This window comes from Collinsella sp. HCP3S3_D1 (genome assembly GCF_052064015.1).
Lineage (GTDB): Bacteria > Actinomycetota > Coriobacteriia > Coriobacteriales > Coriobacteriaceae > Collinsella.
Genome location: NZ_JBQHWK010000001.1, coordinates 1 through 13,351, shown reverse-complemented (window position 1 = coordinate 13,351; position 13,351 = coordinate 1). Strand labels below are relative to the sequence as shown.

At 59.8% G+C, this 13,351-nt stretch carries 9 protein-coding genes; 5 read left to right on the top strand and 4 right to left on the bottom strand.

All coding sequences use genetic code 11. The annotated features are described in order from the left end of the window. Nucleotides 1-41: 41 nt before the first annotated feature. From ACTNDJ_RS00045 to ppk1, 4 genes are all read right to left on the bottom strand, one after another. The gene (locus tag ACTNDJ_RS00045; RefSeq protein WP_441083163.1) at nt 42-623 is read right to left on the bottom strand and encodes a Maf family protein; all 582 of its coding nucleotides are present in this window, start codon (nt 621-623) and stop codon (nt 42-44) included. Beyond that, nucleotides 620-1,162, bottom strand: a complete 543-nt coding sequence (locus ACTNDJ_RS00040) for a DJ-1 family glyoxalase III (RefSeq protein WP_427718432.1) — start codon at nt 1,160-1,162, stop codon at nt 620-622. The genes ACTNDJ_RS00045 and ACTNDJ_RS00040 overlap by 4 nt, the downstream gene beginning before the upstream one ends. 176 nt (nt 1,163-1,338) lie before the next feature. After that, the gene (gene rlmD, locus ACTNDJ_RS00035) at nt 1,339-2,667 is read right to left on the bottom strand and encodes a 23S rRNA (uracil(1939)-C(5))-methyltransferase RlmD (protein WP_427748199.1); all 1,329 of its coding nucleotides are present in this window, start codon (nt 2,665-2,667) and stop codon (nt 1,339-1,341) included. Between the two features lie 86 nt (nt 2,668-2,753). Beyond that, the gene (ppk1, locus tag ACTNDJ_RS00030; protein ID WP_441083162.1) at nt 2,754-5,162 is read right to left on the bottom strand and encodes a polyphosphate kinase 1; all 2,409 of its coding nucleotides are present in this window, start codon (nt 5,160-5,162) and stop codon (nt 2,754-2,756) included. 549 nt (nt 5,163-5,711) lie between these two features. Here ppk1 and arcA (ACTNDJ_RS00025) point away from each other — a divergent pair. The 5 genes from arcA (ACTNDJ_RS00025) to ACTNDJ_RS00005 all read left to right on the top strand — a co-directional run bounded on the left by arcA (ACTNDJ_RS00025) (nt 5,712) and on the right by ACTNDJ_RS00005 (nt 12,888). Then, nucleotides 5,712-6,953 (top strand): arginine deiminase, encoded by a 1,242-nt coding sequence (gene arcA, locus ACTNDJ_RS00025; RefSeq protein WP_427719159.1) that lies wholly within the window; start codon nt 5,712-5,714, stop codon nt 6,951-6,953. Nucleotides 6,954-7,214: 261 nt separating this feature from the next. After that, nucleotides 7,215-8,339: an aminotransferase gene (locus tag ACTNDJ_RS00020; protein WP_441083161.1), complete on the top strand. Its 1,125-nt coding sequence runs from the start codon at nt 7,215-7,217 to the stop codon at nt 8,337-8,339. A gap of 580 nt (nt 8,340-8,919) precedes the next feature. Beyond that, nucleotides 8,920-10,161, top strand: a complete 1,242-nt coding sequence (arcA, locus tag ACTNDJ_RS00015; RefSeq protein ID WP_427719159.1) for an arginine deiminase — start codon at nt 8,920-8,922, stop codon at nt 10,159-10,161. A gap of 105 nt (nt 10,162-10,266) precedes the next feature. Then, nucleotides 10,267-11,262, top strand: a complete 996-nt coding sequence (gene argF / locus ACTNDJ_RS00010; RefSeq protein ID WP_154515223.1) for an ornithine carbamoyltransferase — start codon at nt 10,267-10,269, stop codon at nt 11,260-11,262. 138 nt (nt 11,263-11,400) lie between these two features. Then, a complete protein-coding gene (locus tag ACTNDJ_RS00005) occupies nt 11,401-12,888 on the top strand; it encodes a YfcC family protein (RefSeq protein WP_427795812.1) in 1,488 nt (495 codons plus the stop codon). Nucleotides 12,889-13,351 lie beyond the last annotated feature (463 nt).

The following is a 13,351-nucleotide window of genomic DNA, read 5'->3' as shown; positions in this document are numbered from 1 at the left end:
CAAAATTGTAGGCGCCGGGGGATACCCAGCGCCAGATGCAATTACGAGAGTTTTTGAATCGCGCGTGCGACGCGAGCGATGGGTAAGCCCACCACGTTGTAGAAGTCGCCCGAAATGTCATGCACGAGCATGCGGCCGCCTGTGCCCTGGATACCGTAGGCTCCGGCCTTGTCCATGGGTTCGCCGGAGGCAACATAGTGCCCGATCTGCTCCTCGGTAAGCTCATAGAACGTCACGTCGGTCACATCGACAAACGACAGACTTTCGGCGGCATGCGGAGCTGCAGTGTCGCCGGCTTTAACGATGCAGACGCCGGTTGCCACCTGGTGCGTGCGGCCCGAAAGCTCGCGGAGCATGGTGCGTGCCTCGTTCTCGTCTGCCGGCTTGCCCAAAATTTGCCCGTCAAAGGTGACAATGGTATCGGCTGCGACAGTCAGTTCGTTGGGTTCGGCGTGCTCGGAGGCAACGGCAGCGGCTTTGGCGCGTGCCAAGCGTTCGACAAGCGTAAGCGGAGCTTCGCCATCAAAAGGTGTTTCGTCGATATCTGCGGGAATTACGCGAACGTCATAGCCCGCCTCGCGCATCAGCTCTATGCGGCGCGGCGATTGCGAAGCCAAAATCATAGCTGGATGCCCTCGGCAACCTTCTCGACGGCCTTGTCGCCGGCGAGTGTGCGCAGCAGCTCCAAGGCAAAGGGAAGTGACTGTGCCATGCCGCTGGCAGTGATGATGTTGCCGTCTTGCGTGACCTTCTCGCCGGTATAAGCACCCTCGGGGAAGCTCTTCTCAAAGCCGGGGAAGCACGTGGCTCGGCGTCCCTCGAGCAGACCAAGCTCGCCCAGGATAAACGGGGCGGCGCAGATGGCGGCAACATGCTTGGTTGCGGCGAACTCGCAGACTACATCGCAGACACGCTGGTCGGCGCGCAAGTTGGTGGCTCCGGGCAGGCCGCCAGGCAGCACGATGCAGTCGTACTCCTCAAAGTTGATCTCATCAAAGAGCGCATCGCAGGTCACGGGAATCTGCAGCGAGCTCACGACCTCGCGTGTGGGCATGATCGAGACGAGCGTGGCGCGCACGCCGCCGCGACGCATGACGTCGACCATGGTCAGGCATTCAATAGTTTCAAAACCATCGGCGGCGAGAACGGCAACGCTGGGCATGAGAGTTCCTTTCGTAAGGCGGATACAATTAGCCGTCTTATACCCCGAAGACCTATGCTTGCCACGCTCGATTTCCCAATGTTTAAAAGGGGACGGGGATTAAATAATCATTCGGAACAAATTTATTTTTATCCCCGTCCCAGAAAAATCATCGGGTGTGGTCTTGGGCAAACAGTCTAGTTGCGCTTGAGATGGGCGACGGTTTCGCAGTGGAAGGTTTGCGGGAACAGGTCGACCGGCGTGATCTTGACGGGGGAGAAGGTGCCTTCCTCGACAAAGCGCTTAAGATCGCGTGCCAAAGTCGCCGGATCACAGCTCACGTAGGCCACGTCGCGGGCGCTCGTGCTGGCGATGAGGTCGATTGCCTCGGGTGCCAGACCTGCACGCGGCGGGTCGACCACCAGGACATCGGCATCCTGGTCGGGGAACTCGCGCACGGCATCGCCGCCGATGACATCGACGTTATCGAGCTTGTTAATCTCGAGGTTGCGGCGCAGGTCGCGCACGGCCGGGCCGTAGGCCTCGACGGCGGCAACAAAATCACAGCGGCGGGCGAGCGGCAGGGTAAAGGTGCCGGCGCCGCAGTACAGGTCCATGGCAAGCTCGTCTTCTTGCGGGTCGAGCGCCTCCATGACAAGCTCGATCAAAATCTCGGCGCCCTTGGTGTTGACCTGGAAAAACGATGGGGCAGAAAGGCGCATCTGGCCGTCGGCGATGTTCTCGGTCCAGGAGCCCTCGCCGGCGAGCATCTCCACCTTGGAGACGCGGCGGGCTTTCTTCTCTCCCTTGCTCATGACGCGCACTACGCTCGTGGGGCGAGCGGCGTCTGCCAACACGCGCGAGACCTGCGAGCGCGGGAAGGAGCCCGTGGGCGTCCAAAGTGCGACCTCGAGTGCCTTGGTGCGACGCGAAGCGCGAATGCCCACGCGCTCCAGACCCAGATCGTGACTGCCGCTCAGATAGTTGAGCGCGCCGACGACCGATTTGAGCGCCTTGGGAAAACGCTTATCGAACAGCGGGCACGAATCTACGGTGACGATCTTGCTGGGATCGACGCCGTGCATGCCAAGGCGAACGCGGCCGTTAACGAGGGTGGGCTCCAGCTCAATCTTGTTGCGGTAGCCCCAGTCGTCCTTGGTGTGGCGGATGGGCTGGACAAGATCGTTGACCTGCTCGGGGGCGAACTTGCCAATGCGCTCGAGCGTGGAGCGCAGGTTTTGCTCTTTGGCGGCAAGCTGCGCGGTGCGCGAGAGATTGCCCCACGAACAACCGCCGCAGACGCCCACGAAGGGGCAGGGGGGCTGAATGCGATCGGGGCCCGGCTCCAGAATCTCGGTCGTGCGGGCGCGCATAAACGACTTGCCGTCCTGCACGATCTCGGCCTCGACGGTGTCGCCTGCCACGGCGCCCTGCACAAAGACGGCCTTGCCGTTGTCGGCGTGCGCCAGTCCGTCGGCGCCGTAGGTCATCGATTCTATGGTGAGCTTCATGTTCCTGCCTGTCATTCGCGGTATTGTTCGCAACCATGGTAGCAGTGAAAAGCGCCCCGTATTTGGGGTATTCCTCAAATACGGGGCGCTTCTACAAACGTCTATTTCGTCTTGCCGGTAATGAGCGTCTTAAGGCCTAGGCCGATCAGGCCCAGTCCCATGCGCACGCGACCGGGGCGATGGCGCTCGATGGTCTTGGTCTTGCCAGCGGGCTTCTCGCGGCGGGCGCCCTTCTCGGACGCGGGGTTGGCCGTCTGCGGTTGGGGCCGAGGAGCAGGCTCGGACTCAGGCTCTATGACGGTTGCCTGAACCTTTTGGACCTCGGGTGCGGCCGGCTGCGGTTCGAGCTCAGGCTTGGATGCGAGCGTAGGTTCTGCCTTGGCGACGGCCTCGGCGTTGCGATAGGCACGCTCCAGCAGAGCTTCCTGCGAGTTGAAGGGCTTCTCGCCTTCTTTGCGCTCCACGGGAATCCAGGTGCCGTCACTCGTCAGACTGCGTGCCTTCACGTTGTCGCGCAGCTGCATGCTCATGTACTCGTGCACCTGGGCGCGGCAGGTGGGGTCGAGCACGGGGAAGGCGATCTCCACGCGGTGCTCGGTGTTGCGCGTCATCATGTCTGCCGAGCTCAGGTAGATCATATCCGAGTCCACGCCAAAGGCATAGACGCGCGCATGCTCCAAAAAGCGTCCGACGATGGAGCGCACGTGCACGTTCTCGGTCTTGCCCGGAACACCGGGCTTGAGGCACGAGATACCGCGGATGATCATGTCCACGCGCACACCGGCACACGATGCCTCGGCGATCTTGTCGATGACCTCGCGGTCGGTAAGCGAGTTGAGCTTAAAGAACACGCGGGCGGGCTCGCCGACAAGGGCACGCTGAATCTCGCGGTCCAGGCCGCGCATGATGAGCGGCTTGAGGCCCACGGGCGCCACGCCCAGGAAGCGGTAGTCGCCGCGCAGGTTGCCCAGCGACAGGTTGCGGAAGAACAGGTTAGCGTCCTCGCCGATGCCGGGATGCGCGGTCATGAGCATAAAGTCGCTGTAGAGCTTGGCCGTCTTCTCGTTAAAGTTGCCGGTACCCAAAAGCGTCAGACGGGTAAGCGCCATGCCCTCGCGATAGGTGAGCTGGCAGATCTTGGAATGGCATTTAAAGCCCTCGGAGCCGTAGATAACGGTGCAGCCGGCCTCTTCCAGCCGCTCGGCCCATTCGATGTTGTTTTGCTCGTCAAAGCGGGCGCGGAGCTCCATGAGCACTGTAACCTCTTTGCCGTTTTCGGCAGCATCGATGAGCGACTCGCACAGGCGGCTTTGTTTGGCCACGCGGTAGAGCGTGATGCGAAGCGAGATGCACTCGGGGTCGTAGGCTGCTTCGTGCACCAGGTCCAAGAACGGATTCATGGTCTCGTAAGGGTAAAAGAGCAGCTTGTCGTGCTGCAGCACCTGATCGCGGATGGAGCGGGTCATATCGATGGTGGGGTTGGGCTGCGGCCTAAACGGCGTAAAGAGCAACTCGTTGCGTAGATGCTCGGGTATTTTGCCCTCGATGCCAAAGACATAGCCCAGGTTGAGCGGGATATCGCAGGTAAAAACCGAGCGGCGCGAAAGCTCGAGCGCTTTGCGGATGGTCTTGAGCGTTGGCTTTTCGAGCGAGCCCGATACGGCGAGCACCACCGGCTGCAGGCGCAGGCGCTTCTTGAGGATGCGCTTCATGTGCTGGCGGTAATCCTCTTCCTCCTCGACGCCCTCGCCGTCCGGATCGATGTCGGCGTTGCGGGTGACGCGGATGAGCGCGCGGTCGAGCGGCTTATAGGAGCCGAAGCAGCTGTCCAGGCAGGCGAGGATGACGTCCTCGAGCAGAATGTAGGAGTAGGTGCCGGTGGGCGAGGGGATTTCGACCACGCGGTTCATCGAGGCGGGAATCTCGATAAGGCCCAGCAGGCTCTCCTCGTCGGTGATGCCGTCCAGGCCACAAGCCAGATAGAGCGCGCCGTTGCGCAGGTTGGGGAAGGGATGGCGCGGATCGATGACCAGCGGCGAGATGACCGGTGATATGTAGGCCTGGAAGTAGCGGGTTACAAAGGTATGTTCCTCGGGCGTAAGCGAATCGATGCGGGCGCGGTGAACGCCCAAAGCGTCGAGCTTGTCCTCGATGCTCTTAAAGATCGACTCCCAGCGGGTAAGGAGCCCGGGCAGCTCTGCCATGACAGCATCGACCTGTTCGGAGGCGGTCATATTGCTCTTGTTGTCGACGGGCTGTTTTTTGAGCTCTGCCAGATCGGACAAGCCGCCCACGCGCACCATGAGAAACTCGTCGAGGTTTGACTCGAAGATCGAGACGAACTTAAGGCGCTCGAACAGTGGCACAGACTCATCGAAGGCTTCGTCGAGTACGCGGTTATCAAAGCGCAGCCAGCTAAGCTCTCGATTTTGCGTATGCGAGAAATCGCGCGGTTTCTTGCGCAGCTTGGCGGTGTTCTGCTTCTTTTCGATTTTGCTCGGCATATGCATCTGTCCGTTCAGTCCCTACAGGGGACGGTAGCCTAACACTATTTCTTATTGTCTCAATTTAGTCGACCTATGGCGCGGACGTATCGCGCGAACGGTATCTTTACCTACATATTACGCTGACGATCCGAAGCACTAACGTCCGGTGCTTTGAGCAAGCGATCTATATCCTCACTCAACTGGTGAGAATGTATGAATAAGAATGATAGCAAGCTGAATATAATCGAATTTAGGTCGAATCGAGGACAAGCGTTATATATATGCAGAAAACCGTTTTCGCTATGCAATTTAGAATCATGGATAACTTTGAGTGTTCAATCTTGATTTCCTAGAAAAATAACGTTTACCTAGGAAAATATGCTTTATGAAACTGAAGTGCATCATGGGAAATCGTATGCGATATACCGTTCATCGTACTTTGTTGACCGTTCGGGGGCGAGGTGGAATTGCGGTTGATATTTGGATATAACTAGAGCTGTCAGCAAGCAGCGCTCCATACGGAGGGGCGCTGATACATTTGGCCAGTAAGGCCCGAAAGAAAGGTAGGAGGCCATGACGAAAGGTCTGCACGTGCCTTCCGAGATCGGCAAGCTCAGGAAGGTCTGCCTGCACCGTCCCGGCGACGAGCTCCTCAACCTGCCGCCCGACGAGCTCGAGCGGCTCCTGTTCGACGACGTCCCGTTCCTGGAGGTCGCGCAGCAGGAGCACGACACCTTCGCCCAGATCCTGAGGGACCAGGGCGTCGAGGTGCTCTACCTCGAGAACCTCGTCGCCGAGGTGTTCGACCAGGTCCCCGGCGCCCGCGCCGAGTTCACCGACCAGTACATCGCCGAGGCCGGCATCCGCGGGAAGCACATGCCGCAGATCGTCCGCGAGAAGCTGGACTCCATCGAGGACAACCTCGAGTTCGTCAAGAAGACCATGGCCGGCATGACCAAGGCCGAGATCGAGATGCCCCTCACGGCCTCCACGACCCTCGACTCCCTGGTCAACTCCGAGTCCGAGTCCGACCTGATCATCGACCCGATGCCCAACCTCTACTTCACCCGCGACCCGTTCGCGGTCGTCGGCGAGGGCGTCAACCTCAACCGCATGTACTCGGTCACCCGCAACCGCGAGACCCTGTACGGCAAGTACGTCTTCAAGTACCACCCCGACTACAAGGACGTCTCCCTGTACTTCCGCCGCGACTGCCAGTTCCACACCGAGGGCGGCGACGTGCTGAACATCAACGAGAAGACCCTCGCCGTCGGCATCTCCCAGCGCACCCAGGCCGCCGCTATCGACGTCATGGCCCAGAACATCTTCTGGAACTCCGACTCCAAGGTCGAGCGCATCCTGGCCTTCGACATCCCGGTCTCGCGCGCCTTCATGCACCTCGACACGGTCTTCACCCAGATCGACGTCGATAAGTTCACGATCCACCCCGCCATCATGGGCACCCTGCGCGTCTACGAGCTGACCGCCGGCAAGAACCCGGGCGACGTGAACATCCGCCTGATCGAGGACACCCTCGAGCACGTCCTGGAGGACGCCACCGGCGTCGACCAGGTCAAGCTGATCCCCTGCGGCGGCGGCGACCCGATCGCGGCCTCCCGCGAGCAGTGGAACGACGGCTCCAACACCCTGTGCGTCGAGCCCGGCAAGATCTGCGTCTACGCCCGCAACACCGTCACCAACGACGTGCTGTACAAGGAGGGCCTGGACCTTCTCGTCGTGCCCTCCGCCGAGCTCTCCCGCGGCCGTGGCGGCCCGCGCTGCATGAGCATGCCCTTCTGGCGCGAGGACCTCTAAGGTTTCCAAAGACCCGTACGGGTCTTAATACAAACATCTAGCTGCCATTAGATGCCTTCCAATGGGGCGGTGCGGGTTTTCGCACCGCCCCATTCTTGTTTAATGAAGCTTAATTAACATCAGATAAGGCGGCCCATATGACCAGGGGCAGTCACGTTGATACCCCCCAACGGTGTCGGCTTCTTTGCCTTTTGGGCATCATCTCGATTCCCATGACCTTTGCCGGCATCACCCCCGTGTTCTAGCGATTGGAGCGTAACCATGGATATCAAGACAATCGGCGTTGAGGAGTGGCTTAACGTTTGGGAGAAGAGCGCTACGTGGGATATCGCCCAGTCGACGATCTCCTCGCTTACCATGGGCGAGCTGCGCGCGCTCGACGAGCAGGACGGCGCCATCTTCTACGAGCGCCTGGACCGCGAGAAGATGAGCTACGGCTGGATCGAGGGTTCACCGGAGTTTAAGGCTGAGGTCGCCAAGCTCTATCGTCGCGAGGTCAATCCCGACCACATTCTGCAGACCAACGGCTGCACGGGTGCCAACCTCAACGCCATCATGGCCGTGGTCGAGTCCGGCGATCATGTCATCGCCGAGTGGCCTACCTATGCGCCGCTCTATGAGATTCCGCGTACACTGGGCGCCGAGGTCGAGTATTGGGAGCTTCGCGAGGAGCTCGGCTGGAAACCCGATATCGAGGAACTCAAGCGCCTCGTTCGCCCCAACACGAAACTCATCTGCATCAATAACGCCTCGAACCCCATCGGTACGGTGCTTGATGCCGATACGCTCGGTCAGATTGCCGAGATTGCCCGTTCGGTGGGCGCCTACGTGCTGTGTGACGAGGTGTATCTGCCGCTCGAGAACACCGAGTCCTTTATGTCGATGGCCGACGTGTATGAGAAGGCCATTGTCACCAACTCGGTATCTAAGACCTATTCGACGCCTGCAGCCCGCGTGGGTTGGGTCGTGGCCGACGAAGAGGTGTCCAATCGCATCCGCACCTATCGCGATTACACCATGATCTGCGGCGGCGTGTTCAACGATGCCCTGGCGACCTATGTGCTTGAGCACAAGGACAAGATTCTCGAGCGCAACCGCAGGATCGTGTCTGGCAATCGCGATATCGCGCAGGCTTGGATCGATACGCAACATCGCGTTTCCTGGACGGCCCCGCAGGGCGTGTCTACCTCGTTTATCCAGCTTGATATTCCCGAGGACGACGAGGAGTTCTGCAAACGCCTGTTGTCCGAGAGGGGAGTGCTGCTGGTGCCCGGCAGCCGTTTTGAGCTTCCCTGCGGCGCACGCCTGGGCTACTGCGCGAGCGAAAATGTTCTTCGCGAGGGCTTGAGGCTTCTAGGCGAGGCACTGGCCGAGTTCGATCGCTAATCCCTTGAGGCCCTCGAAGGCCTAAACCTTACTTGGCCCTAGGTGTACCGAATGCAGACCCGCTCCCTTTTGGGGAGCGGGTCTGCATGTCTTTGCCGCCGGAAAAGTCAAGTTGTTACAAATGGAGACGCAAGATCGATCGGGTATTCGACGGGCCTTATACTAAGCTTCCGGTGAACGGTATTCAACGTCTGGTAAACGGTAATCTGTTTGCAAAAAATGAATAGGAAGAACTTTTTTTTGAATAAAACTCAAAATGGTTGAGAGACAGCAAGAATTGCGAATTCTATTCATATCGTTGCACGAAATATGCAATATGAGGGTGGTTTAACAAAGTTTAGTTCCATTTGATTTTTGGATTGAAAACGCGTTTAAGCACGTAAATACACTTTATTAAGATGAAGTGTGCCATGCGTGAAGTATATGTGTATGCCGTTCACCCCCTATAAAAAACCGTTCGGGGGCAAGGTGGAAGTATGGGTTGATTTTGGATATAAATATGTCGTCAGCAATAACGCCTCACACGGAGGGGCGCTAACGAATCGGCCCTGACAAGGGCCCGAAAGAAAGGTAGGAGGCCATGACGAAAGGTCTGCACGTGCCTTCCGAGATCGGCAAGCTCAGGAAGGTCTGCCTGCACCGTCCCGGCGACGAGCTCCTCAACCTGCCGCCCGACGAGCTCGAGCGGCTCCTGTTCGACGACGTCCCGTTCCTGGAGGTCGCGCAGCAGGAGCACGACACCTTCGCCCAGATCCTGAGGGACCAGGGCGTCGAGGTGCTCTACCTCGAGAACCTCGTCGCCGAGGTGTTCGACCAGGTCCCCGGCGCCCGCGCCGAGTTCACCGACCAGTACATCGCCGAGGCCGGCATCCGCGGGAAGCACATGCCGCAGATCGTCCGCGAGAAGCTGGACTCCATCGAGGACAACCTCGAGTTCGTCAAGAAGACCATGGCCGGCATGACCAAGGCCGAGATCGAGATGCCCCTCACGGCCTCCACGACCCTCGACTCCCTGGTCAACTCCGAGTCCGAGTCCGACCTGATCATCGACCCGATGCCCAACCTCTACTTCACCCGCGACCCGTTCGCGGTCGTCGGCGAGGGCGTCAACCTCAACCGCATGTACTCGGTCACCCGCAACCGCGAGACCCTGTACGGCAAGTACGTCTTCAAGTACCACCCCGACTACAAGGACGTCTCCCTGTACTTCCGCCGCGACTGCCAGTTCCACACCGAGGGCGGCGACGTGCTGAACATCAACGAGAAGACCCTCGCCGTCGGCATCTCCCAGCGCACCCAGGCCGCCGCTATCGACGTCATGGCCCAGAACATCTTCTGGAACTCCGACTCCAAGGTCGAGCGCATCCTGGCCTTCGACATCCCGGTCTCGCGCGCCTTCATGCACCTCGACACGGTCTTCACCCAGATCGACGTCGATAAGTTCACGATCCACCCCGCCATCATGGGCACCCTGCGCGTCTACGAGCTGACCGCCGGCAAGAACCCGGGCGACGTGAACATCCGCCTGATCGAGGACACCCTCGAGCACGTCCTGGAGGACGCCACCGGCGTCGACCAGGTCAAGCTGATCCCCTGCGGCGGCGGCGACCCGATCGCGGCCTCCCGCGAGCAGTGGAACGACGGCTCCAACACCCTGTGCGTCGAGCCCGGCAAGATCTGCGTCTACGCCCGCAACACCGTCACCAACGACGTGCTGTACAAGGAGGGCCTGGACCTTCTCGTCGTGCCCTCCGCCGAGCTCTCCCGCGGCCGTGGCGGCCCGCGCTGCATGAGCATGCCCTTCTGGCGCGAGGACCTCTAAGTCTTTCCGTTTCCGGTGCGGTCCCCCTACAACCGCACCGGTTTTGCCCGTCAAACGGGCAACACGAATACTTGCGTAATTCATTTTTTCGAAAGGAAACGAACCATGGGTGTTAACCTCTCCGGCCGTAGCTTCCTCAAGCTCCTCGACCTCACCACCGAGGAGATCGAGTACCTGCTCAAGCTCTCCAAGAACTTCAAGGACATGAAGCGCGCTGGCGTTCCGCATCGCTATCTCGAGGGCAAGAACATCGTTCTGCTCTTCCAGAAGACCTCCACTCGTACCCGCTGCGCCTTCGAGGTCGGCGGCATGGATCTGGGCATGGGCGTCACCTACCTCGATCCGGGTTCGTCGCAGATGGGCAAGAAGGAGTCCATCGAGGACACCGCCCGCGTTCTCGGCCGCATGTATGACGGCATCGAGTTCCGTGGTTTTGCCCAGGACGACGTCGAGGAGCTCGCCGCTAAGTCCGGCGTGCCCGTGTGGAACGGCCTGACCACTGAGTGGCATCCCACCCAGATGCTCGCCGACATCCTGACCGTCCAGGAGAACTTCAACTACGACATCAAGGGCAAGACCCTCGTCTTCATGGGCGACTGCAAGAACAACGTTGCTCGCTCCCTCATGGTTGTCTGCTCCAAGCTCGGCATGAATTTCGTGGCCTGTGGCCCCGAGGAGTGCATGCCCGCTGACGACGTCATCGAGGCCTGCAAGCCTATCGCCGAGGCTAACGACTGCACCATCAAGCTGACCACCGACGTCAAGGACGGCGTCACCGGTGCCGACGTTATCTACACCGACGTGTGGGTCTCCATGGGCGAGCCTGACGAGGTTTGGGCCGAGCGCATCGCTCAGCTCACCCCGTATCGTGTTACTTCCGAGGTCATGGCTATGGCCAACCCGGGTGCCATCTTCCTGCACTGCCTGCCCAGCTTCCACGACACCAACACCACGATTGGCGCCGAGAAGTGCGAGCAGTTTGGCATTACCGAGCAGGAGGTCACCGACGAGGTCTTCGAGAGCCCCGCTTCCAAGGTTTTCGACGAGGCCGAGAACCGCATGCACACCATCAAGGCTGTCATGTACGCAACGCTCAAGTAAGAGCCTTTAAGCATTTCGCTCGGGGTGTATTGCTGCACACCCCGAGCGGTTTGTCTGGTAAATATCTTGCGTCGGGCGGTGGGCACGGCACGGAAGATCCGCTTTGCGCGAGAAAGTTAAATGATTTATGAAGGGGGGATGAGAACTATGACTGAGACCGCTAAGAAAAAGCGCGGTATGCCTTCATCGTTCACCATTCTTCTAGCTCTGCTGGCAATTGTTGCAGTGATTACCGTTATCGTCTCCGGCACGTCCGGCGGCGCTGTTACTGCAGCCCGTCTGAGCGATTTCTGCACCGCCCCGATCCTGGGCTTCGCTGACGCTCTGCCCGTCTGCCTCTTCGTTATGATCCTGGGCGGCTTCCTCGGTATGATGACCGAGACTGGCGCTCTGGACAACGGCATCGCCGTTCTGGTGCAGAAGCTTAAGGGCAACGAGATCATGCTCGTTCCTGTCCTTATGCTCATCTTCTCCCTCGGTGGTACCACCTATGGTATGTGCGAGGAGACCGTTCCCTTCTACGCCCTGCTCGCCGCTACCATGATGGCTGCCGGCTTCGACCCCATGGTCGGCGCCGCTACCGTCCTGCTCGGCGCTGGCTGCGGCTGCCTGGGCTCCACGGTTAACCCGTTCGCCGTCGGCGCTGCCGTCGACGCTCTGACCGGCGTTGGCATTGAGGTCAACCAGTCCATCATCATCGGCCTCGGTGCCGTCCTGTGGATTGTTACCACGGCCATTTCCATCTTCTTCGTCATGGGCTATGCCAAGAAGGTCAAGGCTGACAAGGGTTCCACCATCCTGTCGATGCAGGAGCTCAAGGATGCCGAAGAGGCTCACGGCAAGGCTGCTTCCGAGGTTAGCAAGGAGGTCAAGCTCACCGGTCGTCAGAAGGGCGTTCTGATCGCCTTTGCCTTCACCTTCGTCGTCATGATCGTCGGCTTCATTCCGCTGGCCGACCTCAACGAGGGCGTCGCCAACTTCTTTGACGCTGGCGCTGTCTACGATGCCGACGGTAACACCGTCGTCCAGGGCTGGTCTGCCCTGATCACCGGCCTGCCCATTGGTCAGTGGTACTTCGACGAGGCTTCCACCTGGTTCTTCCTCATGGCTATCCTGATCGGTATCATCGGTGGCCTGTCCGAGAAGCAGATCGTTAACACCTTCATCACCGGTGCCGCCGACATGATGTCCGTTGTTCTCGTCATCGCCCTCGCCCGTGGCATCTCCGTCCTCATGGCCAACACCGGTCTCGACGTCTACGTCCTCGACGCTGCCGCCAGTGCCCTGGCTGGTCTGTCCGGCGTGATCTTCGCTCCCATGAGCTTCCTGGTCTACTTCGGCCTGTCCTTCCTGATCCCGTCGACCTCTGGTATGGCTACCGTCTCCATGCCCATCATGGGACCGCTGGCTGTTAAGCTCGGCTTCTCGCCCGAGGTCATGGTCATGATCTTCTCCGCCGCCATCGGTGTCGTGAACCTGTTCACCCCGACCTCCGGTGCCATCATGGGCGGTCTCGCCCTGGCCAAGATCGAGTGGACGACCTGGCTCAAGTTTGCCCTTAAGCTCATCGTCGTTCTCTCCGTCGTCTGCGCCATCATCCTGACCGTCGCCTGCGTGTTGATCTAAGTACCCAACGGGTGCCCCACGGAAACCTTGACGATCCTGTAGAGGATCACTTGGTCATCGTCTGTCCGGTGGGGTCAACCCACCGGTAGACTCCTACCTTTAGCCCCCTCCCGTTCCGTGCGCGGGAGGGGGCGCTCTTGTGTTCCGGCGTTTTACCAAACGCCGGAACCGGCCGACGCTGCAAGCCCGCCAGAGCGGCAATCTGACGTTCAATCGTCGGGCATGGCCAAAAGGCCTATGCCCTCCTCTTTCACGTCACCTTGCTCGCTCTGGCGGGCTTTCGCTGACTTATGCTCAACCTGCGATGTTGCCATTGTTGGTGCAGGGGAAGTGCGTTTGGGGCAGCTAATTTTGGTCGGGGGGTTTTTTTTATACCCCCTTTTGTGGGGGGTTGTAAAAAAACCCCCGGCCAAATATGTTGGCCCGGCGCGCGGGGGGGGGGGGGGGGTGTGCCGGCGTAAAA